The organism is Pseudoduganella sp. UC29_106 (assembly GCF_044055365.1).
In the GTDB taxonomy this organism is placed as follows: domain Bacteria; phylum Pseudomonadota; class Gammaproteobacteria; order Burkholderiales; family Burkholderiaceae_D; genus Rugamonas.
Window position 1 is genome coordinate 483104 of the sequence record NZ_CP171977.1, and the last position, 24310, is coordinate 507413.

The following is a 24310-nucleotide window of genomic DNA, read 5'->3' on the forward strand; positions in this document are numbered from 1 at the left end:
ATGGCGGCGCTCGCACAAGGCAGTGTGGTGGCAGTCATCGGCAGCGGCGCCATGGGCTCGGGCATCGCCCAGGTCGCGGCGGCCGCCGGTTACCAGGTCAGGCTGTTCGACACGCGTCCCGAAGCCGTCGACAAGGCGATCGCCGAAATCGGCAAGGTCTTCGGCAAGCTGGTAGAGAAGGGCAAGATCAGTGGCGACGCAGCCGCCGAGGCGCGCAGCCGCCTGCATGCCGTGGCCGCGCTGGAGCAAGTGGCTGATGCCGCGCTGGTGGTCGAGGCGATCGTCGAGAACCTGGACGTGAAGCGCGCACTGTTCGGCGAGCTGGAAGCCATCGTGGCAGACGACGCGATCCTTGCCACCAATACCTCCTCGATTTCCGTGACTGCGATTGCCGCGAAGCTGCGCCGTCCGCAGCGCCTGGTCGGCATGCATTTCTTCAATCCCGTGCCGCTGATGGCGCTGGTGGAAGTGATCAGCGGCCTGGCGACCGATGCCGGCGTGGCCGAAACCGTGTTCGACACCGCCGCAGCGTGGGGCAAAAATCCCGTGCACGCCAAGTCCACCCCGGGCTTCATCGTCAACCGCGTGGCGCGTCCCTACTACGCCGAGGGCTGGCGCTTGCTGAACGAACAGGCTGCCGACGCGGCCACCATCGACGCCGTGATGCGCGAAGCGGGCGGCTTCCGTATGGGCCCCTTCGAGCTGATGGACCTGATCGGGCACGACGTGAATTACTCCGTCACTGAATCCGTGTTCCGCGCCTACTATAACGACCCGCGCTTCACGCCGTCCGTGCTGCAGAATGAGCTGGTAAATGCCGGCTTCCTCGGCCGCAAATCGGGCCGCGGCGTGTACGCCTATGGCGAAGGCGCCGTGATACCGCAGCCTCAGGCCGAAGCGCCGCTGCCCAAGCCTGAATATGTGGGCTTCAGCCAGGAGCCGGGCGATTCCTCCGCCATCGCCGCTGCCATCGCCGAGCGCCTGAAGAAGCATGGCGTTGCCGTCACGCCGCGCAAATCGGCGGAAGGCCACCGCAAGCATGAAGCGCCGGCATTCCACTGCAATGGCGCCGCCATTTACCTGACCGACGGCCGCAGCGCCACTGCGCGCGCGCGCGACGATCACCATGCCGACACCGTGGTGTACGACCTCGCCTTCGACTACGCCAACGCGCCGCGCATCGCCGTCGCCAAGTCCGATCAGTGCAGCAAGGCCGCCTTCAATTCCGCCGTGGCGATGTTTCAGGCTGCCGGCTTCGCTGTCACCCGCCTGGACGACGTGCCCGGCCTGGCCGTGATGCGCACCGTTGCCATGCTGGCCAACGAAGCGGCGGACGCCGTCAACCAGGGCGTGTGCAGCCCCGCCGGCGCCGATATCGCCATGCAAAAGGGCGTGAATTACCCGCGCGGCCCGTTGGCCTGGGCCGACCTGGTGGGTGTGCGCCACATCGCGATGGTGCTGGAACACCTGGCGCAGGCCTATGGCGAGGACCGCTACCGCGTGTCGCCGCTGCTGCGCCGCAAACAGCAAAGCGGAGCGAAGATCCATGACTAATGCAAAGATCCACCCGCAAGCCCTGGCCGAAGCAGCCGGCGCCGAGATGTATGCGCGCGACGCCGCCAGCCAGGGACTGGGCATGAAACTGATCGAAATCCGTCCCGGTTATGCGCGCATGACCATGCCGATACGGGCCGATATGCTGAACGGGCACCAGACCTGCCACGGCGGCTTTATCTTCGCACTGGCGGACAGCGCCTTTGCGTTTGCGTGCAACAGCCATAACCACAACACGGTAGGCGCGGGGTGCACGATCGACTACCTGGCGCCCGGGCGCCTGGACGACCTGCTCACGGCGGAAGCCGTGGAGCGCACCATGTCCGGCAAGACCGGCATTTATGACGTGATGGTGACCGACCAGGAAGGGCGCATGATCGCCACCTTCCGCGGCAAGTCGCACCGTGTCAGCGGCCATCTGGTGCCGGTGCACGGCTGACGCAAAACATATTCGGAGGAGACACCCGATGGTTCAACGTAATCCCGCCCCGTCCGACCTGGAGCCGATCGAGCGCGCCAGCCGCGACGAACTGCAGGCCCTGCAACTGGAGCGCATGAAATGGTCGCTGAAGCACGCCTACGAGAACGTGCCTCACTACCGCAAGGCCTTCGATGAGAAGGGTGTACATCCGGACGATCTGAAAACCCTGGCCGACCTGGCCAAATTCCCCTTCACCGACAAGAAGACGCTGCGCGACAACTACCCCTTCGGGATGTTCGCCGTGCCGCGCGAGAAGGTGGTGCGCGTGCATGCCTCCAGCGGCACGACTGGCAAGGCGACCGTTGTCGGCTACACGCAGAACGATATCGACACCTGGGCCAATTGCGTGGCGCGTTCCATCCGCGCCGCCGGCGGCCGCGCGGGCGATATGGTGCATATCTCCTATGGCTACGGCCTGTTCACGGGCGGCCTGGGTGCGCACTATGGCGCCGAACGCCTGGGTTGCACGGTGGTGCCGATGTCCGGCGGGCAGACCGAGAAGCAGGTGCAGCTGATCCAGGACTTCCAGCCCTCGATCATCATGGTTACGCCATCCTATATGCTGAACATCATCGAGGAATTCCAGCGCCAGGGACTGGACGCTGCCAAGTCCTCGCTGAAGGTGGGCATCTTCGGCGCAGAACCGTGGACGGACGCGATGCGCGCCGAGATCCAGGAGCGTGCCGGCATCGACGCGGTCGATATCTACGGCCTGTCCGAAGTGATGGGCCCCGGCGTGGCAAGCGAATGCATCGAATCGAAGGATGGCCCGGTGATCTGGGAAGACCACTTCTACCCGGAGATCATCGATCCGGAAACGGGCGAAGTGCTGCCGGAAGGTTCGGAAGGCGAGCTGGTATTCACCTCGCTCACGAAGGAAGCGCTGCCGGTGATCCGCTACCGCACGCGCGACCTGACGCGCCTGTTGCCGCCCACTTCGCGCTCGATGCGCCGTATCGGCAAGATCACGGGCCGTTCGGACGATATGCTGATCATCCGCGGCGTGAATGTGTTCCCGACCCAGATCGAGGAACTGATCTGCAAGATGCACGAACTGGCGCCGCAATATCAGCTGGTGGTCACGCGCGACGGCCACCTGGACAAGTTGGAAGTGCTCGCCGAGCTGCGTCCCGGGGTGGATGCGGCGCAGGGCCCGGTGCTGGCAAAGGAACTGGAACACTGCATCAAGACCATGGTGGGCGTATCGACCCGGGTCAGCATGCTGCCGCCGGACGGTATCGAACGCACGCTGACCGGCAAGGCCAAACGCGTAATCGACAAGCGACCAAAGGAATAATATGACCGAAGCCTATATCTGCGATGCCGTTCGCACTCCCTTCGGCCGCTACGGCGGCGCCCTGGCCGCCGTGCGTGCCGACGACCTGGCCGCCGTGCCCATCGCCGCGCTGATGCAGCGCAATCCGGGCGTGGACTGGACGCAGGTCGACGACATTTACTACGGCTGCGCCAACGGCGCCGGCGAGGACAACCGCAACGTGGGCCGCATGGCCGCGCTGCTGGCAGGCCTGCCGGTCGAAGTGCCGGCCAACACGATCAACCGCCTGTGCGGCTCCAGCCTGGATGCCGTCGGCATCGCGGCGCGCTCCATCAAGGCCGGCGAAGCGCAGCTGGTGATCGCGGGTGGTGTGGAGAGCATGACCCGCGCGCCTTTCGTAATGGGCAAGGCGGACAGCGCCTTCTCGCGCAGTGCGAAAATCGAGGACACCACCATTGGCTGGCGCTTCGTCAATCCGCTGATGAAGGCCAAATATGGCATCGACTCGATGCCGGAGACGGCGGAGAACGTGGCCGAGGAATTCAAGGTCAGCCGCGCCGATCAGGATGCGTTTGCGTTGCGCAGCCAGCAGCGCTGGGCTGCCGCCCACGCGGCCGGCTTCTTCGGGAAGGAGATCGTGCCGGTCACAATCGCCCAAAAGAAAGGCGATCCGAAGGTGGTCGACACCGACGAGCATCCGCGTCCCGAGACCACGATCGAGCAGCTGGCCAAACTCAAGGGCGTGGTCAAGCCGGAAGGCTCGGTCACCGCGGGCAACGCCTCAGGCGTGAACGACGGCGCCTGCGCGTTGTTGCTGGCTTCCGCCGCGGCGGTGGACAAGTTCGGACTGAAGCCGCGCGCCAAGGTGCTGGGCATGGCCACGGCCGGCCTGGCGCCGCGCATCATGGGCTTCGGCCCGTCGCCCGCGTCGAAGAAGGTGCTGGCCCAGGTGGGACTGAGCATCGAACAGATGGACGTGATCGAGCTGAATGAAGCCTTTGCGGCGCAAGGCCTGGCCGTGACGCGCGACCTGGGCCTGCCGGACGATGCGGCCCACGTGAACCCGAACGGCGGCGCAATCGCCATTGGCCACCCGCTGGGTGCATCCGGTGCGCGCCTGGTGACGACGGCGCTGAACCAGCTGGAACGCACTGGCGGGCGCTATGCGCTGTGCACCATGTGCATCGGCGTGGGCCAGGGCATCGCGCTGGTCATCGAGCGAGTCTGATCATGCCGGTCTACGAGATCAATGGCGTGCGGCCGGTCGTGCATCCGACCGCCTATGTGCACCCAACGGCGGTGCTGATCGGCGATGTGATCGTCGGTCCGCGCTGCTATGTGGCGCCGCTGGCTTCCCTGCGCGGCGACTTCGGCCGCCTGATCCTGGAAGAGGGCGCCAACGTGCAGGACACCTGCGTGATGCACGGCTTCCCCGGCGCGGACACGGTGGTGGAAAAGGATGGCCACATCGGCCATGGCGCCGTGCTGCATGGCTGCCGCATCGGGCGGAACACGCTGGTCGGCATGAATGCGGTGGTGATGGACAACGCCGTGGTCGGCCCGGAGAGCATCGTCGCCGCCTGCGCTTTTGTGAAAGCCGGCATGGAAATCCCGGCACGCAGCATGGTCGTCGGCACGCCCGCCAAAGTCGTGCGCCAGGTGAGCGACCAGGAATTGAAGTGGAAAATAGGCGGCACCGAGCAATATCAGGAACTGTCCGTGCGCTCGATGCAAACGATGCGAGAGGTCGAGCCCGACACGGAAGCGGCGCCCGACCGCCCGCGCATGCAATGGGAAACCTCGCTCCCCATGCACCTGCATAAACAAGCTAACGATAAATCGGAGACCTGAGAAATGGCACAAACCCTGCAAAGCTTCATCGGCGGCCGCTGGCAAGGCAAGGAGGCGGCGACGCCGTTGTACAACGCGCTGACCAATGGCGTGATCTATCATACCCATGCCGAGCAGCTGGACTTCGAGGAGGCCGTCCGCTACGGGCGCAAGACCGGCGTGCCGTCGCTGATGAAGCTGGATTTCCAGCAGCGCGCGGCCTGCCTGAAGGCGCTGGCGTTGTACCTGATGGAGCGCAAGGAGGAGCTGTACAAGATTTCGCACCTGACCGGCGCAACGCGTCCGGACAGCTGGGTGGACGTGGAAGGCGGCATCGGCACGCTGTTCGCCTACGCCAGCATGGGCAGCCGAGAGCTGCCTTCGTCGAATGTGCTGCATGAAGGCCCGGCCATGGCGTTGGGCAAGCGCGGCGGCTTCTCCGGCACCCACATCCTGGTGCCGCGCGGCGGCATTGCGGTGCATATCAACGCTTTCAATTTCCCGATCTGGGGCCTGCTGGAGAAATTCGCGCCATCCTTCCTGGCGGCGATGCCCTGCATCGGCAAGCCGGCGTCGGCGACCAGCTATCTGACCGAGGCGCTGGTGCGCATGATGAACGGGTCCGGCCTGCTGCCGGAGGGTGCGCTGCAGCTGGTGATCGGTTCGACCGGCGACCTGCTGGACCGCCTGCAAGGCCCGGACGTGGTGACTTTCACCGGTTCGGCCGACACGGCCGCCAAGCTGCGCTCGAACCGCAATATCCTGAACAACTCGATCCCGTTCACGGCCGAAGCGGATTCGCTGAATTGCGCCATCCTGGCACCGGATGTGACGCCGGACGATCCGGAATTCGACCTGTTCGTGAAGGAAGTGGCGCGCGAGATGACGGGCAAGGCGGGCCAGAAGTGCACGGCCATCCGCCGCATTATCGTGCCGCAGAACCGTGTGGACGCGGTGGCCGAGCGGCTGCGCGAGCGCCTGTCGAAGATCGTGGTGGGCGATCCGTCGGTGGAAGGCGTGCGCATGGGCGCGCTGGCCTCGAAGGACCAGCAGCGCGACGTGGCCGAGCGCGTGGCGATGCTGGCGCGCGGCAATGAGATGGTGTTCGGCGGCGACGCATTGAAACTGGTGGGCGAAGGCGTGGCGGAAGGCGCGTTCTTCTCGCCGACGCTGCTGCTGTGCCGCGATGCACTACGCAACGATGCGGTGCATGATGTGGAAGCCTTCGGCCCGGTCAGCACGATGATGACGTATTCGGATATGGATGAAGCGCTGCAGCTGGCGGCGCGCGGCAAGGGCAGCCTGGTGTCCACGCTGGTCACCAAGGATCCGATGATCGCGGCGCACGCGGTACCGATCGCTGCCGCTTCGCACGGCCGCGTGCTGGTGCTGGAGCGCGAAGCATCCGTCGATTCGACCGGCCACGGTTCGCCGCTGCCGCAGCTGAAGCACGGCGGTCCCGGCCGCGCCGGTGGCGGCGAAGAACTGGGCGGCATCCGCGCGGTGCGCCACTTCCTGCAGCGCGCTGCGGTGCAGGGTTCGCCGACCATGCTGTCCGCCATCACGGGGGAGTATGTGCGCGGCGGCGCCGTGCGCGAGAGCGGGATCCATCCGTTCCGCAAGCACTTCGAGGACCTGCAGGTGGGCGATTCGCTGCTGACGCATCGCCGCACGGTGAGCGAGGCGGATATCGTCAACTTTGGCGGCGTTTCCGGCGACTACTTCTATATGCACTTCGACGAGATCGCGGCCAGGGACACGCAGTTCGGCAAGCGCATTGCGCACGGCTATTTCGTGCTGTCGGCAGCGGCGGGCCTGTTCGTGTCGCCGGCGCCGGGGCCTGTGCTGGCCAACTATGGCCTGGACAACCTGCGCTTCATCACGCCGGTGGCGATCGGCGATACGATCCGCGCGCGGTTGACCTGCAAGCGCAAGGTCGATCGCAACCGCAAGGACGACAAAGGCGTGGGACAGGGCGTGGTAGCATGGGACGTACAAGTCACCAACCAGAATGATGAACTGGTTGCCAGCTACGATATCCTGACGCTCGTCTCCAAGCACGCCTGACCCCGTTTCCCAGGTCGGCGCCTGCACGGCGGGCGCCGACATAATGGGAGACAGAATGCATTTCATCACCCTGGCGCTTGCCGCCACCGCGCTGACCGGCGCATCCCTCGCCAACGCTCATTCCGACCTGGCCGTGCCGCAGGCGCAGCCGGGGCCGGAAGTACGCAAGTTCCTGAAGTATGACGCACCGCTGCTGGCGCTCACGCATGTGCGGGTGATCGATGGCACGGGCGCGGCGCCGCTGGAAGATCGGACAGTTGTGCTGCGCGATGGACGCATCGAGGCGGTGACGCCGGCCAGCGTGGCGCCGCCGAAAGGCGCGCAGGTGGTGGAGCTGAAGGGCCGGACGGTGATGCCCGGACTGGTGGGCATGCACAATCACCTGATGTACACGGCTTCCCTGAACCAGGACGAGGAGGGCAAGCTGCCGCCGCCCGGCTTCTTCGTGACGGAGATCGCGTTCACGGCGCCGCGACTCTACCTTGCGTCCGGCGTGACGACGATCCGCACGACGGGCAGCATCGAGCCGTATAACGACCTGAATATCCGCAAGGCGGTCGACGCGATGCAGATCCCCGGCCCGCATATCGACGTGACGGGACCCTATCTGGAAGGGCGGGGCAGCCACTTTCCGCAAATGGCAGTGCTGGAAGAAGCCGCGCACGCGCGCAAGACGGTGGACTTCTGGGCCGGCGAGGGAGCGACCTCGTTCAAGGCCTATATGAATATCAGCGGGCCCGTGCTGGCGGCGGCAATCGAAGAGGCGCACAAGCACGGCGTCAGGATCACGGGGCATCTGTGCGCCGTCAGCTACCGCGAGGCGGCGGCGCTGGGCATCGACAACCTGGAGCACGGCCCGGTGTTCACCGACACTGGCTTCGTGCCGAACCGGCAGCCCGGTCGCTGCCCGAGCAGCGCAGACATCGCGGCCAGCTGGGAGAAACGCGACATCGACAGCCCCGAGGTGCAGGAACTGATCCGCGACCTGGTGCAGAAAAAGGTCGCGATCACGTCCACGCTGCCCGTGTTCGAGAACTTCGTGGCAAGCCGTCCGCTGCTATCGAAGAAGCAGATGGAGATGATGTCGGCCGAGTCCCTGCGCAGCCATCTTGCCGCGCGGGCGACGGCGGCACAGGCGCCGGACAAGGTGGCGCGCCAGGAAACGCTGCTGAAGAAGGAAATGGCCTTCGAGCTGGCCTTCGTCAAAGCCGGCGGCACGCTGCTGGCAGGGCCGGACCCCACCGGCAATGGCGGCACGCTGCCGGGCTTCGGCGACCAGCGCGGACTGGAACTATTGGTAGAAGCCGGATTTACACCGCTGGAAGCAATCCGCATCGCCACCTATAACGGCGCGCAGTTCATGGGGCAGCTGGAGCGCATCGGCACTATCGCCGCCGGCAAACACGCCGACCTGATTGTGATCGACGGTGATCCGTCGCGGCGCATTGGCGACATCCAGAACGTGGAGACGGTATTCAAGGATGGCCTGGGCTACGACAGCGCGAAGCTGCGGGCGTCGGTGCGCGGCATGGTGGGCATCCGCTGACTTTTTCGCCACAAGCCGCAAAAAGTCATTGAACTGTTGAGCACCGCGTACCACACTGTATTTTTGGCACGGGGGATAGATCATGGCAAAACTGCTGTGGGGATTCGTTGCGTGCCTGCTGCTGGCAGGGCAGGCTTCTGCATCGCCGGACGCGGCGCGCATGGCGCGCGGCAAGTACCTTGTAGAGGGCATCCTGGCCTGCGCCAACTGCCACGGTGTGCGCGACGAGAAGGGGCGCATCATACCGGAGAAAGGCATGGCGGGCGGCTTCCATTTTGTCGAACCCATGTTCGACGCCTATGCGCCCAATATCACCAATGACCCGGAAACGGGTGTGGGCAAATGGACCGATTCCCAACTGGCCAAGGCCATCCGCGAGGGTGTGCGGCCGGACGGCACCATCCTCTCGCCGCTGATGCCGGTGGAGTATTACCGCGTGCTGTCCGACGAGGACCTGGCCTCGGTCATCCTGTACCTGCGTACCCAGCCCGCGGTAAAAGCCGTGGTGCCGAAATCGACCTGGAACTTCCCGCTGCCGCCGACCTATGGGCCGCCGCTGGCCAAGGTCAAGGCGCCGTCGCCGAAGGATAAGGTGGCGTACGGCCGCTATATGGTCACGCTGGGGCACTGCATGGAATGCCATACGCCGCGCGGCGAGAAAGGCATGCTGGACGCGTCCCGCCTGGGCGCGGGCGGCCAGTCGATCAAGGGCCCGTGGGGCGAAAGCATCTCGCGCAATATCACGCCGCACGCGGATGGCCTCAAGGACTGGAGCGACGCCCAGATTTCCACCGCCGTACGCACCGGCATGGACCGCCAGGGCAACCGCTACCGGCCGCCCATGGCTTTCGACTGGTACCACAACATCAACGACGAGGACATGGCCGCCATCACCGCCTACCTGCGCACGCTGAAGCCCGTACCCAGCGTCGCCAAGCCCTGATTCCGGCGGGGGGCCTCGCACTCGACCTATTCGGGAAGCGTAGGGCGGATCATTGATCCGCCGTGCATCCGCTGCCTGCGAAGCCAAAAGGATCATCAATCGAATGCGCCGGCTGCGTGAACCAGCGCGGCCCCGACTCGGTCATATAAAAATGGTCCTCGTGGCGAATGCCGAATTCGCCGGGGACGCAAATCATCGGCTCATTCGAGAAGCACATGCCCGGCGCCAGAGGGGTCTTGTCGCCGCCGACCAGGTAAGGCCATTCGTGGATGTCGAGGCCGATGCCGTGGCCGGTGCGATGGGGCAGGCCGGGCAGCTTGTAGCCGGGTCCGAAGCCGTTTGCTTCGAGTGAGCGGCGTGCCGCCTTGTCCACTTCTTCGCAAGGGACGCCCAGCTGGGCGGCGTCGAAGGCTGCCTGCTGCGCGGCCTTTTCGGCATTCCACACGAAGCGCTGGCGCTCGGTCGGCTGGCCGAAGACGTAGCTGCGCGTGATGTCCGAAATATAGTTGTGCAGTTTGCAGCCGGTGTCGATCAGCACTGTATCGCCCAGCTTCAGCGTTTGCACATAGCTCACGCCGTGCGGGAAAGCGGTGGCTTCGCCGAACAGCACGATGACGAAATAGGAGCCGGCCGGGGCGCCGACCTTGCGGTGGGCGCGGTCGATGAACTCGGCCACCTCGGTGGTGGTGATGCCTTCGCGCAGGATGCTGGCGGTGGCGATGTGTACGGCCAGGGTCATGTCCTTGGCGCGCTGCATCAAGGCGATTTCGGCGGCGGACTTGCGCGTGCGGCAGTAGGCCGTGACGGTGCGCGCATTCTCCAGCGCGTAGCCGGCGGCCAGCGGACGGATGCCGTCGTAGATGAAGAAGGCGGCGCTTTCGCAGATGCCGATGCGCGGCGGCGTGGCGGCGTTTGGCGCGATGTCCATACGGGCCAGCACGTCCACGAACAGCTGGTAAGGGCTTTCATGCTCGTGCCAGCAGTTGACGCGGCCTTCGACCAGCATGAAGTCCTTCAGCGTGTCTTCCTCGAAGGCGGGAGCGATGTATTCAACCGGTCCGGTGGCGGGAAGGATGGCGCCGACCATGCGCTCGCTCGGGTGCCATTTGGTGCCGGTGAAGTAGAGCAGGTTGGCGCCTGCGTTGATGTAGATGGCGGCGATGCCCTGCTGCTGCATATAGGCTTGCGCTTTTGCGATGCGGGCCAGGTGTTCCTCCTTGCCGATGGGGATGGCGCCGGCCGTCATGTCGGACAGGGATGCCAGTGCTTCTTCGGCGGTTTTGCCGCCAATGCCAATGCTCATAGTGCCTCCGAAAATCGTGGGGCGAATCATAGCATCGGGCGGAGGGGGGAAATCGGATTGTGCAGCGATCGTCATGGGGGCTGCGTAGAGCTGCATACAAAAAAAACCAGAGGCGTAACCCTGGTGTCAGCCACATCGTGGCTGACACCTGCTTTACGCCTCGGGTTGCGGCTTACTGCGTCAACAGGCTGACGTTATCGAGGACAAAGGAGGTTTGCAGCGAAGAGTCTTCCGTCATGGCGAACGAGAGGCGCACCGTCTGGCCCTTGTAGGGCAGCAGGTTGAAGCTGCGGATCTGGTAGCCGCTGGCTGCGTTCACATTGGAATAGGTTGCCAGCGTGCCGAGGACGGCGCCGGCGGTGTTCTTCACGGTGACCACCAGCTTGTCGTAGGCGGTGCTGCCCGATTCCGCGGTGTCGATGTGCAGCGCGAAGGTCAGGTTGGCCGAGGTCGCGGTGGACGGAATCACCACATCCTGGGTAATGGTCTCGGAAGCGGTGGTGCCATTACCGCCCAGCCAGGCGAAGCGCGTGCCGGCGTAGGCGGTCTGGCCGCTGTAGCTGCCGATCACGCCGGTGGTGCCGGCCCATGGCGAAGTGCCGGACTCGAAGCCGCCATTGCCCACGCGCTCGGTCTGCGAGCCGCCCACGGTCAGGGTGGCGTTGGACGAAGTCACGGTGGCCGGCGTGGTAGCCGAATCGGTCACGCTGGCGTTGAACACGGCGCCGTTGTCCGCCGTCTGCGCGGTGAAGGAGTAGGTGGCCGAGGCGGCGCCGGAGATCAGCGCGCCGTTGCGGTACCACTTGTAGGTATAGGGCGCGGTGCCGCCGGAAGCGCCGACGGTGAAGCTGGCGGTGGCGCCGGCTGCGACGGAAACGCTGTTCGGCTGGGTGGCGATGGCCAGGCTGCCTGCTGCTTCGTCCACGTCCGTCCCCACATTGATGGCCGCATAGGCGCGCTTGACGGCGGTCGCTTCCTTCGAGCCTACGCCATACAGTTCCTCGGCTGCCGCCAGCACCTTGGTGCGCGCGTCCGAGTAATTGGTCGACGCGGTGAACTTGGTGGTGTTGGCCTTGAACCAGATGCGGAATGCCTTGTCGTTGCCGATGCCGGTCATGGCGCGCGGCGTCTTGACCAGGTAGGAGCTGTAGTACTCGCTGGCCGAATCCGAGCTGGAGCCCTGGGACAGGAAGTAGAACATGCGGTTGTTCGGGCCGGAGCTGTAGTGCACGTTCAACGTGCCGAGGGTGCTGCTCCAGGCGTTCGGGCTCTTGCCGTCCTTGCTTGGCTTGTACATCCAGCGCAGCGGCGTGCCGGTCTTGGAGATTTCGCGGCCCATCACCCAGTCGTTTCCGGTGGCCGGGATCACGGCGCCGGTGCCGCCGGCGCGGCCATAGGCCTCCACCATTTCGCCGTTGATGTCCGAGTTCGATTCATTCAGGCCGCCGGATTCGCCGGAGTAAGTGAGGTTGGACGTGGCGTCGGTTACGCCGTGGCCCATTTCGTGGCCGATCACGTCGATCGAGCCGAGGTTGTTGAAGGAGGTGCCGCCGTCGCCGATGTACATGCACTTGCAGCCCGGCTCGAAGAAGGCATTGTCGTACTGCGTGTCGACGTGCACCGCAATATAGGTAGCAGTATTGTTGCCGTCCAGGGATTGCCAGCCCAGCACATTCTTCAGCGTGTCGTAGGTGTTCATCAGGCCCCACAGCGCGTTGACCGCGGCGGTCTGGCCGTTGGCGTTGGTCGTGCTGCCGCCGTTCACGTATTGCAGACCGTCGCCCCAGGTGTTGCTGCTGTTGGTATAGATGGTGCCTGGCGTCGGATTCGATTCCGGCGCGTGGTTGGCGTTGGTGATGGCCATGCCGCCGAAGGTGCCGCCTACGCCGCGCGTGGCGTCCAGCATCTTGTAGGTCGAGCCGGACAGCGTGGTCTGGATCGGCACCTGTCCGTTGTACTGGCTGTTGCCGCTGCCGGTTACGGTCTGCAATGCATCCCACTGCTTGATGGTGGTGCCGGTGATGGCGCTGACCACGGTGTCGCGGTAGACCAGCTGCTTGTTCTGGCCCATGCGCGTTTTCACCAGGTAGGCCAGCTCGTAGTAGTCGACCACTTCTTCCACGTCCATCGCGTTCAGCTGGGCGTCGGACTTGCTGCCGGCCGAGGGCAGACGCACGGTTTTCATCACGGGCCAGATCAGCAGCTCGGCTTCCGGCTTCCAGCGGTGCTTGCCGTTGGGCGCCACGCGGCTGACCACCAGGTCGATTGCTTCCTGGGCGGAGATGGTCGGTGTGGTGTCCGGCGCGCCTTTGCCGCCGGTTTTTGCCGCGCGGGAGGCATCCAGTCCCTCGCGGCGGTCGGAAGCCGATTCGCTGACGATGTCGCCGTTCTCGTCGCTCACCACCACGGACTCGGAACCGAATACGCGCAGGCCGCGCCAGGTGTGGGCGGCGCGCGTGATGCGCGTGCCGTGCACGCCCGGGTGCTGGTTAGTCACCTTATAGCCATGGTCGTTATCGAGGCCGGCGGCGTGGCGGCGGTTATTCAGCTTGTCGAGAATGTTCGCCTTGTCTGCTTCGGTCAGGGCCTGGCCGGGGGCGGACATCAGCTGCTCCGGCAGCCCGCGCACCTGGGCGACAGCGGCGGCAAGGGGCAGGGCTGCGATGGCTGCGGCGAGGATGCTCTTGTGAAGGTTCATCGTCTCTCCATTGACGTGGTGGGTAGGAGAGCGCGAACTTAATCCTCTGCTTCGGGTGAAGTCAAAAAAGTTGAGAAATGAGTCAGCTTGCGCGACGTTGTTCAAAATTAGACATACTGTTTGGTGAATTCGCGCGCGTATAGCGTGGAATGCGCCACGATGGCGCACTCTTGGCCGAAGTTGTAGGGTGCGTGCAACAGACTAGACTTGTCTCTCTAATTTCGTGTTGGATGCAACGAAATATGTATCAAATTGTCGCGTCGTCGTTGCACTACTTGAATTTTGCGTTTTACACTAGCCCGTCACTGTTGAGGCATTTGTTCGTGAGGGCGCATCACTCATGCTGTCAATTTCAACCAAAGTAGAACGCATTGTTGCGGAGTCCCCCTTTCTCAGCGAAGGCTTGCGCCGGGGACTGATTAACCTGTCGGAACTGGCGCGCCAGCTGCAGCCGCAGCTCCAGGACGACCTGTGGAAGCCAGTCGGCCAGGCCGCCGTGGTCATGGCCTTGCGTCGCCTGTCCACCCGGTTGCCGGATTCGGACACACAGGAAATCGTGCTGGCGCAGAAGTCGGGCCAGCTTACGGCGCGCACCGATCTCGTGGAATTCACCTTCCGCCGCTCGGAGCTGACGGACGAATGCCACCGCCAACTGCTGGAGAAGTCCGGCGCGGGCCACGGGCTCTTCCTGACCATTACGCGCGGGAATAACGAGGTGATGGTGATTTGCAGCCGTCCCCTGATTCCCCTGGTCGAGGAAGTGTTCGGCGGCGAGCGTCTGCTTGCGCGGCTGGAGAACCTGAATGCCGTCACCTTGCAACTGACCGCCGATTCCTGGCGAACGCCGGGCATCTATCATGCAATCCTGAAGAAGCTTGCATGGGACAAGGTCAACCTCATCAACCTGATCTCGACCCGTACCGAGCTGACCCTGATCCTGGAGAAGGAGCACACCGGCGCGGCGTTCACCGTCCTTTCGACGATGATCACCCACTGATCCGCGGCGCTGCCAGTTCGCGGCCCGCGGCTGCCGGAGGCAGCTGCCGAAAATAGTACGAATAAGTAGAAATAAGCAGATTTGAGTTGATTTAAGGAGGTTTGAGGAGAATTCCGAAATCGAGACATGGACACTATACTCCCCGGCGTGCAGCCCGCGCCGGGGAGGGGAAACGACTACTTCTTATTCTCTTCTTCCGGCGTCGAGAAATTAAGCTCCGGCTGCTGCTCGTCCTTCTTCTCGCTATCCGGCGTTGAAGGCGGCGCATCGGTCTGGATCTGGAGGTCGCCGGATTGGACGGTGCCGCCGGTGTTCCTGTCGAGGAAGGCGGTCACGGTCTGGGGCAGGGCGGCGACCAGCAGGACCATGATCATCTGCAGGCCGACCCAGGGCAAGGCGCCCCAATAGATATCGGAGCTCTTGACCTCTTTCGGCGCCACGCCGCGCAGGTAGAACAGGGCGAAGCCGAACGGCGGGTGCATGAAGGAGGTTTGCATGTTCACGCACAGCATCACGCCAAACCACACCAGCGCGGCCGACGCCGCGGCCTCCGGACTGCCCATCATGCCTTCCAGTTGCGGCGCCAGCACCTTCTGCGCCACGGGCGCCAGCATCGGCACGACGATGAAGGCGATCTCGAAGAAGTCGAGGAAGAAGGCGAGGAAGAACACGAACAGGTTCACCACAAGCAGGAAGCCGATCCAGCCGCCCGGGATGCCGTTGAACAGATGCTCGACCCACAGGCCGCCGTCCACACCCTGGAACACCACGGAGAAGCAGGTGGACCCGATCAGGATGAACACCACCATTGCCGTCAGGCGCATCGTCGACTGGTAGCTCAGCACAATCAGCTCGCGCAGCGGACCAATCTGGGAGGCGCGCAGGATCAGCCACGCCACCGCCACATACAGCACGCCCAGCGCCGCCTGCACATAAGGCTTGGCGACATGCGCCAGCCCCGTCTCGCCTTCGTAGTAGAACGCGCCGATCAGTGCCGCCGCCAGGCCGGCAACCATGCCGATGCGGAAGAAGACGCGGTCGCGCTGATTGAATTCCGGGCGACGGATCACGGCCAGCACCACCGCGCCCAAAGCACCCATTGCACCGGACTCGGTCGGCGTGGCGATACCGAGCATCATCGTGCCCAGCACCATGAAGATCAGCACCGCCGCCGGAATGATGCCGCGCAGGCATTGCTTCCAAAGTTCCCAGCCGCGCTCACCGCGATCGCTTTCCGGCGAGGCAGGCAGCCATTCCGGGCGAAAGCGCGACAAGATAAAGGTATAGAGTGCGAACAGCGCAATCTGCACAACCGAAGGCCCCCAGGCGCCGAGGTAGATGCTGCCCACGTCCGCCGCCGCGGTCTGCGTTTTCAGCTGGTCGGCCAGCACCACCAGCACCAGCGAAGGCGGCACCAGCTGCGTGATCGTGCCGGACGCCGCCAGCACGCCCGTCGCGTAGCGCATGTGGTAACCGTAGCGCATCATCACCGGCAGCGAGATCATCGCCATCGCAATCACCTGCGCCGCCACGGTGCCGGTGATTGCGCCGAGGATGAAGCCGACGATAATCACCGAGTAGCCGAGGCCACCGCGGATGCCGCCGAACAGCTTGCCCATGGAATCGAGCATGTCCTCAGCGAGTCGGCACTTTTCCAGCACCGCGCCCATGAAGGTAAAGAAGGGAATCGCCAGTAGCAGGTCGTTGGCCAGCACGCTGCCGAAAATCCTTTGCGGCACGGCCTGCAGGAAAGGCACGCCGAAGAAGCCTTCGGATATGGCGATCCCGCCAAAGAACAGGCCAACGGCCAGCAGCGAGAACGCCACAGGGAAGCCGACCAGCATGAAGACAACCAGGCCGGCAAACATCAATGGCGGCATCCACTCGAGAGGAATCATTGCACGGGCCTTTCGTACTTGCTGTCCAGTTCAGTCTGGCCCATCAGGGCGGCGATCCGCTTGATCAGTTCGGAGATGCCCTGCAGCGTCAGCAACGCGAAGCCGACCGGCACCACCAGCTTGATCGGGTAGCGCGCGAGTCCGCCCGAATTGCTGGATTGCTCCAGGATTTGCCACGACGGCAGGAACAGCGAATACCAGGACAGCCATGCGAACAGGATGCAGGCCGGGAAGAGGAAGAAGATGATGCCGAAGATGTCGATCCACAGCTGTTTGCGTTCGCTGACATGGCCGTAGACCAGGTCAACGCGCACGTGTTCGTTGCGCTGGAAGGTGTAGCTTGCGCCCAGCATCACCGCAGCGCCGAACAGATACCATTGCAATTCCAGCAGCCAGTTATTGCTCCAGTCGAAACCGTAGCGGATCATGGCGTTGCTGGCGCTGATGACGCATGAGAACAGAATCATCAGGTTGGCGATCTGGCCGCATCTGTAGCCTATGCGGTCCAGCCAATGAGAGAACCGAAGAAATCCTTGCATTGCTTGTGTCTCCAGCGCATTGTCTAATTAAAAGGATTGTTGCAAGGATATTAGCTGATTATTGGTTTCTGGTCACAATAAAAAAGGCGGATCAATGATCCGCCCTACGCGTTCCGAATCGCACGCGCCGCCATGAATGACCGAGGTGCGTAGGGCGGATCGTTGATCCGCCGCTGCATGCGTTACAACAGCCCCCGCACGCGGGCAATCGCCGCCCGCACCTGGTTCGGCGCCGTGCCGCCCACGTGATCGCGCGCCGCCACCGAGCCTTCCAGCGTCAGCACCGCGAACACATCTTCGCCGATCAGCGGCGAGAACGCGCGCAACTGGTCCAGCGACATTTGCGCCAGGTCGATCTGCAAATCGTCGCAAGCGCGCACCGCATGCGCCACCGCTTCGTGTGCATCGCGGAACGGCAGGCCCTTCTTCACCAGGTAGTCGGCCAGGTCGGTCGCCGTCGCATAACCCTGCAGGGCCGCGGCGCGCATCGCTTCCGGCTTCACGGTGATGCCGCCCGCCATGTCGGCGAAGATGCGCAGCGTATCGACCACGGTATCGACGGTGTCGAACAATGGTTCCTTGTCTTCCTGGTTGTCCTTGTTATAGGCCAGTGGCTGGCCCTTCATCAGGGTCAGCAGGCCCATCAGGTGGCCGTAGACGCGGCCGGTCTTGCCGCGCGCCAGTTCCGGCACGTCCGGATTCTTCTTCTGCGGCATGATGGAGGAGCCGGTGCAGAAGCGATCGGCGATATCGATGAAGCCCACGCGCGGGCTCATCCAGATCACCAGTTCTTCGGACATGCGCGAGATATGCGTCATGATCAGCGAAGCGGCCGCCGTGAATTCGATCGCGAAGTCGCGGTCGGACACCGCATCCAGCGAGTTGTGGCACACATCGTCGAAGCCCAGCGTCTTCGCCACGCGCAGGCGGTCGATCGGGAAGGTGGTGCCGGCCAGCGCCGCGGCGCCCAGCGGCAGGCGGTTCACGCGCTTGCGGCAGTCGGCCATGCGCTCGGCATCGCGGCCGAACATTTCGACATAGGCCAGCATGTGGTGGCCGAAGGTGATCGGTTGCGCTACCTGCATGTGCGTGAAGCCGGGCAGGATGGTATCCGCATTTTTTTCAGCCAGGTCCACCAGCGCGCTGCGCAGCTGGGTCAGCAGGCCGCTGATATCGTCGATCGCGGAGCGCACATACAGGCGGATATCGGTCGCCACCTGGTCGTTGCGCGACCGGCCGGTGTGCAGGCGCTTGCCGGCGTCGCCCACCAGCTCGGTCAGGCGCTTCTCGATATTCAGGTGCACGTCTTCCAGGTCCAGCAGCCATTCGAACTGGCCTGCGTCGATTTCGCCGGAAATCTGCGCCATGCCCTTGCGGATGGCGTCCAGGTCGGCGGCCGGGATGATGCCCTGGGTCGCCAGCATTTCAGCGTGGGCCAGCGAGCCTTCGATATCGGCCTTGGCCATGCGCTTGTCAAAAAACACGGAGGCGGTGTAACGTTTCACGAGGTCGGACACGGGTTCCGAGAAGCGGGCCGACCAGGCTTCGGCCTTTTTGGAGAATTGGTCTGTCATGATTAATAGCTGCGGTTGGATTTCAACGATTATAACAGTGGAGATTTGATGAAAAAGTTAGCAGTTTTGCTATTTGCGCTGGCGGCAGCCGGCGTTGCGAGCGCCCAGCAGGCGCGTCCGGCCGATGTAGCCAGTGTCGACAGCGTGATCGCCGCCCTCTACGACACCATTTCCGGCCCCTCCGGCAAGGTGCGCGACTGGGATCGTTTACGCTCCCTGTTCCGTCCCGAAGGCCGCATGATCGTGCAGGGCGCGACCAAGACCACGGTGCTCACGGTGGACGATTACATCGGCCGCGTCACTCCCGTTTTCGCGAAAGACGGCTTCTTCGAATCGGAAGTCGCGCGCAGCACCGAGCAATTCGGCCAGATTGCCCACGTCTTCAGCACTTACCAGTCGCATCACGCCCAGGGCGACGCCAGGCCTTTCCAGCGCGGCATCAACAGCATCCAGCTGCTGAACGACGGCCAGCGCTGGTGGGTGCAGTCGCTCGTGTGGCAAGCGGAAACGGACAAATTCCCGTTGCCGGATCGCTATCTGAAGAATCAGTGAGCTAGCGCACATACTTGCACACTTTTTGGGCGCAGCGGTTTTACTCCGCCGTCGCGCCCGGCTACACTGATGGAAAAAGGAGTCCATCGTGAAGCTGCTCTCTCCAGCCAAACTGGCGCGTTTCGGGCTCGCGCTATTAGCCGCGCTTGGCTTGCCGACCCAAGGCAGGGAAGCGCCCAAACAGCCTGCGCCCACTCCCGGCCGCACCACGCCGCCGCCCATGCCTGCGCCTAATCCCGTCCCTGCGCCTACCCCGCCTCCAGCACCGGAAACCGTGCGCATTGTCGCGGGCGCGGCGAGCACGCTGCACGGCGGTTCCGCCGCCATTGCCACCACGCCCGTTGCGCAAACCCAGGGATCCCTGGTCATCATCGGCGGCGGCTTGCGCGGCGACAACGCCGACGTCTGGCAGCGCATCGTCAAGCTGGCCGGCGGCCGCGGCGCGCGCATCGCCGTCTTCCCCTCCGCCGCGGGCAATCCCGAACGCTCGGCCCAGACCATCATCGGCTACCTGCGCAAATGGGGCGCGGACGCTTTCCTGGTGCCGGTGGCGATCCGCCTGAACGGCAGCGACTACCGCAAGGCAGCCGAGGACCAGGCGCTGGCGGAAAAGATCCGCAAGGCCGATGGCATCTACTTTGCCGGTGGCGACCAGGGCCGCATCACCAAGGCCCTCGTGCGCGAGGATGGCACGCATACGGCGGTGCTGGAAGCCGTGTGGGCGGTCTACCGCCGCGGCGGCGTCGTGGCCGGTTCCTCGGCCGGCGCGGCTATCATGAGCAGCACCATGTTTTCCAATCCCAAGGCCATCCTCTCGATGTTGCAAACTGGTATCGCCGACGGCCGCGAACTGGCCCCGGGTCTGGGCTTCATCGGCGACGATATCTTTGTCGACCAGCACCTGCTGGTGCGCGGCCGCTTCGCGCGCATGATCCCCGCCATGATGGCCAAGGGCTACCAGATCGGCCTCGGCATCGATGAGGACAGCGCGATGGTGGTGAACGCGCAACGCGAAGTGGAAATCATCGGCTACAAGGGCGCCATGCTGATTGACCTCACTCGCGCCGAAACGGACAAAGAAAATCCCCTGTTCAATGTACAGAATGCGGTGATCAGTTACCTCGACCGTGGCGACAAGTTCAATATCGCCACGCGCATGTTCATTCCCTCCTCGGACAAGGCCGGCGGCCGCCTCGATCCCACCCGTCCGCTGGGCCGCGGCGCCGTGTTCAGCAATGATGTGCTGGGCAACAGCGCCGTGGTGGACCTGATGGAACGCCTGATCGACAGCGACCAGGCGGAAGCCATCGGCATCGCCAGTGGCAATCCGCGCACGGACAAGACGGAAACGGGATTCGAATTCCGCTTCACCAAGACGGCCGAGAGCGTGGGTTATGTCTCCGCCGTGGCGGACGCCTACTCCATCCTCAATATCCGGCTCGACATCCGTCCCATCGAACTCTACCGACCGCTCTACAAATATCGCTGAAAAAACCTGAATCCGGCCGCGCCCCGGCCGCGTATATAGCCATGCTGCACCTTCCTTTTACCAACCAAGGGGATGAACATGGCTACTTTGCTCAAGAGTGCGCTGGCGCTGGCTTTTGCCGCCGCCGCGCTGCCGCAGGCGATGGCGTCCAGCCACCGCGAAGCTCCATTCATTACAAAGAACCCGAAGGCTGATGCGACGGACTTTTATATGTTCCGCAGCTATGAGCCGGGACGCGAGCAGTTCGTCACGCTGATCGCGAACTACCAGCCTTTGCAGGAACCATACGGCGGTCCGAACTATTTCATGATGGACCCCGATGCCTTGTACGAAATTCATATCGACAATAACGGCGACGCGCGGGAAGACCTGACTTTCCAGTTCCGCTTTACCAATACCAACAAGAACAGCACCTTTACCGTGGGCGGGCAGAAGGTATCGATTCCGCTCATCATTAACGGTGGTCCGATTGACGACGTCAATCCGGCCGGACTGAATGTGCGCGAAACCTATTCTGTGACCATGGTGCGCGGCGACCGCCGCGGCGGCCAGCGCGCAGCCGTCACTCATGCCGGCGGCGCGGTGTTCGACAAGCCGGTCGACAATATCGGCGCGAAATCGATTCCCAACTACGCGGCATATGCCGCCAAGCATGTCTACACGGTCAATATCCCCGGCTGCTCCGTGCCGGCGCGCGTGTTTGTCGGCCAGCGCAAGGATCCCTTCGTGGTCAATCTCGGCGAAACCTTTGACCTGATCAATATCAAGGCGCCCGCCGTGGAGTTCCTGGCCAACGCCGAGAAAAATGCCCGCGATGACCTGGGCGATGCGAACGTGACTTCGCTGGAGATGGAAATTGCCGCGTCCTGCCTGACGGCCGGCGGCGATCCCGTCATCGGCGCCTGGACCACGGCCAGCCTGCGCCAGGGCCGCCTGCTCAGTCCTCTCGGCGGCTCGCGCGAGGGCGGGGCATGGACGCAGGTATCGCGCCTGGGCATGCCGCTGGTGAACGAAGTGGTGATCGGCTTGAAGGATAAGGACAGGTTCAATCACAGCAAGCCGTCCGGCGACGCGCAGTTCGCCTCCTACGTGACCAATCCCGCCTTGCCGGCGCTGGTGGAAGTCCTGTTCGGCAACGCCGGCGCCAAGGCGCCCACCAATTTCCCGCGCAACGATCTCGTCACCGCCTTCCTCACCGGCGTGCCGGGCCTGAACCAGCCGCGCAATGTGAAGGCTTCCGAGATGCTGCGGCTGAATACCTCGATTCCGGCCGTGCCGATGGGTGCTCAGAAGCGCCTGGGCGTGATCGACGGCGACAATGCCGGCTTCCCCAACGGCCGCCGTCCCGGCGATGACGTGGTCGATATCGAGCTGCGCGTGGCGATGGGCAAGCTGTGCACTCTCAACATTGGCTGCGCCCCGTCCGACGCGCCGGCGGGCGCCATCCGCTTCACCGACGGCGCCTATATCGACGACAGCTTCTTCACGGCCGGCTTCCCCTACCTGAAGACGCCGCTCGCCGGCTCGCCGCAACAGTAAGGAGGGCGCCATCATGACAAGCTTTGTCCCCACGCTCTCCCGCGCCGCGCTGGCGCTTTCGGCGGCGGCGCTGCTGTCGGCCTGCGGCGGCAGCGGCGGCTCGTCCGCCCCCATCGAGCCTGCCGCGCCACCGCCCATGACCGACGCCTTCACGGTCACGGTCCTGTCGCTGATCGCCAGCGCCCCCGACGACACCGAACCGTCCGACGCCGCCGATACCGTGGCCCTGACCACTCCTGACGACCGCGAACCATCCCCGGTCGACTAGGAGTCCGCCATGTCGCCGGTCATTCGTCTTCGCCAAAGCCGGCGGCCCCGAACCGGTGGCTGCCACATCGTGGCAGCCACCAGGGTTACGCTTTGGGTTTCCGGCCTGACACGATTAACCTGCGCACTCTGGCTGGCGCTTGCCGGCGCGAGGACGGGGCTGGCGGCGCCATACGTGCCGCAGTCCGGCGCGGAAGTGGTCGAAACGCTGCCGCGCCGGGCGGACGCGCTGCCGCCCGACCTGCTGGCGCTGCGCGCCCAGCTGCGCGCAGCGCCGAACGATGCCGCGCTGGCGTCCACGCTCGCGCAGCGCTACATCGCGGCCGGACGGAGAGAAAGCGACCCACGCTACTTCGGCTACGCGCAAGCCGCTCTCGCGCCGTGGTGGTCCTCGCCAAACCTGCCACCGCAGGTACGCCTTCTGCGCGCCACGCTCCTGCAAACGAACCATCAGTTCGGCCCCGCGCTGCAAGACCTGACCGTGCTCACGTCAACGCAACCGGATAACGCCCAGGCCTGGCTCACCCGCGCCACCGTACAAACCGTGCAAGGCGACTTCGCCGGCGCCACGGCCAGCTGCGGGCGCCTGCCGGCGCTGGCAGGCCAGCTGGTGGCGTTCACCTGCCTGGCCGCCGCGCGCGCCAACACTGGGCCTGTAGCACCAACCGCACGCCTGCTGCAAGCCGCGTTGGCGCAGGGCGGGGAAGAGGAACCAGCCGAAGTCCGCGCCTGGGCGCAAACCCTGCTCGCGGAACTCGCTGCCCGCGCCAACGATCCACGGGCGGACGCGTACTTCCGCGCAGCGCTGGCCTTGTCCCCGCGTGACAGCTATCTGCTCGGCGCCTATGCCGACTACCTGCTCGACCAGCACCGTGCCGCCGACGTAATACGGCTGCTGCAAGCCCACCACCGAGTGGACAGCCTGCTGCTGCGCCACGCGCTGGCCCTGCAACAGGCGGGCAGCACGGAGCTGCGAGCGGCCGTGACCGAGCTGCAGGCGCGTTTCAGTGAAGCTGCACGGCGCGGCAGCAGCGTTCACCAGCGCGAGCAGGCACGTTTCGTGCTGCATCTGCTGCACGACGCGCCAGCGGCCTTGAAGCTGGCAAAACAGAATTGGCAGGTGCAGAAGGAGGCCGCCGACTTGCGCCTGTTGCTCGAAGCTGCGCTGCTGGCGCGTGACGCAGCCGCGGCGCGCGAGGGAATCGCGTGGGCACGCCGCAACCGCACGGAAGACCAGAGCATCGCGGCCCTGATGCGACAGGCAGGAGAACTGAAATGAACAAATGGCTGATTGCGCTGGCACTATTTTGGTGCGCCGCCGTCCCGGCCTGGGCGCACAAGCCGAGTGACAGCTATCTGACCCTGCGCCTTGACGGGCGGGAACTGAGCGGCCAGTGGGACATATCGCTGCGCGACCTCGACTTCGTGCTGGCGCTGGACGCCAACCACGACAGCCAGCTCACGTGGGACGAGGTGCGCAGCCGTCACGACGAAATCGCGGCCTACGCCTTGTCTCGCCTGAAGTTGCAGGCGGATGGCGCGCCCTGCCAGCTGTCCGCCACACGCCAGCTTATCGACCGCCACACGGACGGCGCCTACACCATCATGCAACTGCGCGGCAGCTGTGCGGCCGCCAGCGCTGGCCCGCAGCGAATCGATATTGAATACAGCCTGTTCGCGGGCATCGATGCCAACCACCGCGGCCTGCTCCAACTCACGCACGACGGCATCACCGAGACGGGTGTGCTGGGGCGGCG

20 protein-coding genes are annotated in these 24310 nt (G+C 64.4%); 14 read left to right on the forward strand and 6 right to left on the reverse strand.

Annotated elements, in window-relative coordinates:
• The 8 genes from paaH (at position 1) to ACHMW6_RS02820 (ending at position 9697) form a co-directional block, all read left to right on the forward strand.
• A complete protein-coding gene (gene paaH, locus ACHMW6_RS02785; protein ID WP_395405378.1) occupies positions 1-1554 on the forward strand; it encodes a 3-hydroxyacyl-CoA dehydrogenase PaaH in 1554 nt (517 codons plus the stop codon).
• Entirely contained in the window at positions 1547-1993 is a 447-nt protein-coding gene (paaI, locus tag ACHMW6_RS02790; protein ID WP_395405380.1) for a hydroxyphenylacetyl-CoA thioesterase PaaI, read from the forward strand. The genes paaH and paaI overlap by 8 nt, the downstream gene beginning before the upstream one ends.
• A 28-nt stretch (positions 1994-2021) precedes the next feature.
• Positions 2022-3332, forward strand: a complete 1311-nt coding sequence (paaK, locus tag ACHMW6_RS02795; RefSeq protein WP_395405382.1) for a phenylacetate--CoA ligase PaaK — start codon at positions 2022-2024, stop codon at positions 3330-3332.
• 1 nt (position 3333) lies between these two features.
• The gene (gene pcaF / locus ACHMW6_RS02800; RefSeq protein ID WP_395405384.1) at positions 3334-4539 is read left to right on the forward strand and encodes a 3-oxoadipyl-CoA thiolase; all 1206 of its coding nucleotides are present in this window, start codon (positions 3334-3336) and stop codon (positions 4537-4539) included.
• A 2-nt stretch (positions 4540-4541) separates the two neighbouring features.
• Positions 4542-5162, forward strand: a complete 621-nt coding sequence (gene paaY, locus ACHMW6_RS02805) for a phenylacetic acid degradation protein PaaY (protein WP_395405386.1) — start codon at positions 4542-4544, stop codon at positions 5160-5162.
• Between the two features lie 3 nt (positions 5163-5165).
• Positions 5166-7208, forward strand: a complete 2043-nt coding sequence (paaZ, locus tag ACHMW6_RS02810; protein ID WP_395405388.1) for a phenylacetic acid degradation bifunctional protein PaaZ — start codon at positions 5166-5168, stop codon at positions 7206-7208.
• A gap of 55 nt (positions 7209-7263) precedes the next feature.
• Positions 7264-8754 (forward strand): amidohydrolase family protein, encoded by a 1491-nt coding sequence (locus ACHMW6_RS02815; protein WP_395405390.1) that lies wholly within the window; start codon positions 7264-7266, stop codon positions 8752-8754.
• 82 nt (positions 8755-8836) lie between these two features.
• Complete coding sequence (locus tag ACHMW6_RS02820) at positions 8837-9697, forward strand: cytochrome c (protein WP_395405392.1); 861 nt, start codon at positions 8837-8839, stop codon at positions 9695-9697.
• A 49-nt stretch (positions 9698-9746) separates the two neighbouring features.
• On the opposite strand, the gene ACHMW6_RS02825 is transcribed toward ACHMW6_RS02820, so the two are convergent.
• Positions 9747-10994, reverse strand: a complete 1248-nt coding sequence (locus tag ACHMW6_RS02825; protein ID WP_395408515.1) for a M24 family metallopeptidase — start codon at positions 10992-10994, stop codon at positions 9747-9749.
• Between the two features lie 178 nt (positions 10995-11172).
• A complete protein-coding gene (locus tag ACHMW6_RS02830; protein ID WP_395405394.1) occupies positions 11173-13698 on the reverse strand; it encodes a M4 family metallopeptidase in 2526 nt (841 codons plus the stop codon).
• Between the two features lie 340 nt (positions 13699-14038).
• Here ACHMW6_RS02830 and ACHMW6_RS02835 point away from each other — a divergent pair, with 340 nt between their 5' ends.
• Positions 14039-14695 (forward strand): hypothetical protein, encoded by a 657-nt coding sequence (locus tag ACHMW6_RS02835; RefSeq protein ID WP_395405396.1) that lies wholly within the window; start codon positions 14039-14041, stop codon positions 14693-14695.
• A gap of 176 nt (positions 14696-14871) precedes the next feature.
• Here ACHMW6_RS02835 and ACHMW6_RS02840 read toward each other — a convergent pair whose 3' ends face one another.
• From ACHMW6_RS02840 to argH, 3 genes are all read right to left on the reverse strand, one after another.
• The gene (locus tag ACHMW6_RS02840) at positions 14872-16593 is read right to left on the reverse strand and encodes a TRAP transporter large permease subunit (protein ID WP_395405398.1); all 1722 of its coding nucleotides are present in this window, start codon (positions 16591-16593) and stop codon (positions 14872-14874) included.
• Positions 16590-17132 (reverse strand): TRAP transporter small permease subunit, encoded by a 543-nt coding sequence (locus ACHMW6_RS02845; protein WP_395405400.1) that lies wholly within the window; start codon positions 17130-17132, stop codon positions 16590-16592. The genes ACHMW6_RS02840 and ACHMW6_RS02845 overlap by 4 nt, the downstream gene beginning before the upstream one ends.
• Before the next feature lie 182 nt (positions 17133-17314).
• The gene (gene argH / locus ACHMW6_RS02850; RefSeq protein ID WP_395405401.1) at positions 17315-18706 is read right to left on the reverse strand and encodes an argininosuccinate lyase; all 1392 of its coding nucleotides are present in this window, start codon (positions 18704-18706) and stop codon (positions 17315-17317) included.
• A gap of 48 nt (positions 18707-18754) precedes the next feature.
• Here argH and ACHMW6_RS02855 point away from each other — a divergent pair, with 48 nt between their 5' ends.
• From ACHMW6_RS02855 to ACHMW6_RS02875, 5 genes are all read left to right on the forward strand, one after another.
• The gene (locus ACHMW6_RS02855) at positions 18755-19258 is read left to right on the forward strand and encodes a hypothetical protein (protein ID WP_395405402.1); all 504 of its coding nucleotides are present in this window, start codon (positions 18755-18757) and stop codon (positions 19256-19258) included.
• Between the two features lie 88 nt (positions 19259-19346).
• Positions 19347-20747, forward strand: a complete 1401-nt coding sequence (locus ACHMW6_RS02860) for a cyanophycinase (RefSeq protein WP_395405403.1) — start codon at positions 19347-19349, stop codon at positions 20745-20747.
• A 78-nt stretch (positions 20748-20825) separates the two neighbouring features.
• A complete protein-coding gene (locus tag ACHMW6_RS02865) occupies positions 20826-22286 on the forward strand; it encodes a DUF4331 domain-containing protein (RefSeq protein WP_395405404.1) in 1461 nt (486 codons plus the stop codon).
• A gap of 13 nt (positions 22287-22299) precedes the next feature.
• Complete coding sequence (locus ACHMW6_RS02870; protein ID WP_395405405.1) at positions 22300-22554, forward strand: hypothetical protein; 255 nt, start codon at positions 22300-22302, stop codon at positions 22552-22554.
• A 9-nt stretch (positions 22555-22563) separates the two neighbouring features.
• Positions 22564-23832, forward strand: coding sequence for a hypothetical protein (locus ACHMW6_RS02875; protein ID WP_395405406.1), 1269 nt, complete (start codon positions 22564-22566; stop codon positions 23830-23832).
• A 23-nt stretch (positions 23833-23855) separates the two neighbouring features.
• Here the strand turns inward: ACHMW6_RS02875 and ACHMW6_RS02880 are convergent, their stop codons facing one another.
• Complete coding sequence (locus ACHMW6_RS02880; protein ID WP_395405407.1) at positions 23856-24275, reverse strand: hypothetical protein; 420 nt, start codon at positions 24273-24275, stop codon at positions 23856-23858.
• Positions 24276-24310: the final 35 nt, after the last annotated feature.

Coding starts and splice junctions, on each gene's coding strand:
- paaH (WP_395405378.1), top strand. CDS start 1: ATGGCGGCGCTCGCACAAGGCAGTGTGGTGGCAGTCATCGGCAGCGGC.
- paaI (WP_395405380.1), top strand. CDS start 1,547: ATGACTAATGCAAAGATCCACCCGCAAGCCCTGGCCGAAGCAGCCGGC.
- paaK (WP_395405382.1), top strand. CDS start 2,022: ATGGTTCAACGTAATCCCGCCCCGTCCGACCTGGAGCCGATCGAGCGC.
- pcaF (WP_395405384.1), top strand. CDS start 3,334: ATGACCGAAGCCTATATCTGCGATGCCGTTCGCACTCCCTTCGGCCGC.
- paaY (WP_395405386.1), top strand. CDS start 4,542: ATGCCGGTCTACGAGATCAATGGCGTGCGGCCGGTCGTGCATCCGACC.
- paaZ (WP_395405388.1), top strand. CDS start 5,166: ATGGCACAAACCCTGCAAAGCTTCATCGGCGGCCGCTGGCAAGGCAAG.
- ACHMW6_RS02815 (WP_395405390.1), top strand. CDS start 7,264: ATGCATTTCATCACCCTGGCGCTTGCCGCCACCGCGCTGACCGGCGCA.
- ACHMW6_RS02820 (WP_395405392.1), top strand. CDS start 8,837: ATGGCAAAACTGCTGTGGGGATTCGTTGCGTGCCTGCTGCTGGCAGGG.
- ACHMW6_RS02830 (WP_395405394.1), bottom strand. CDS start 13,698: ATGAACCTTCACAAGAGCATCCTCGCCGCAGCCATCGCAGCCCTGCCC.
- ACHMW6_RS02835 (WP_395405396.1), top strand. CDS start 14,039: ATGCTGTCAATTTCAACCAAAGTAGAACGCATTGTTGCGGAGTCCCCC.
- ACHMW6_RS02840 (WP_395405398.1), bottom strand. CDS start 16,593: ATGATTCCTCTCGAGTGGATGCCGCCATTGATGTTTGCCGGCCTGGTT.
- ACHMW6_RS02845 (WP_395405400.1), bottom strand. CDS start 17,132: ATGCAAGGATTTCTTCGGTTCTCTCATTGGCTGGACCGCATAGGCTAC.
- argH (WP_395405401.1), bottom strand. CDS start 18,706: ATGACAGACCAATTCTCCAAAAAGGCCGAAGCCTGGTCGGCCCGCTTC.
- ACHMW6_RS02855 (WP_395405402.1), top strand. CDS start 18,755: ATGAAAAAGTTAGCAGTTTTGCTATTTGCGCTGGCGGCAGCCGGCGTT.
- ACHMW6_RS02865 (WP_395405404.1), top strand. CDS start 20,826: ATGGCTACTTTGCTCAAGAGTGCGCTGGCGCTGGCTTTTGCCGCCGCC.
- ACHMW6_RS02870 (WP_395405405.1), top strand. CDS start 22,300: ATGACAAGCTTTGTCCCCACGCTCTCCCGCGCCGCGCTGGCGCTTTCG.
- ACHMW6_RS02875 (WP_395405406.1), top strand. CDS start 22,564: ATGTCGCCGGTCATTCGTCTTCGCCAAAGCCGGCGGCCCCGAACCGGT.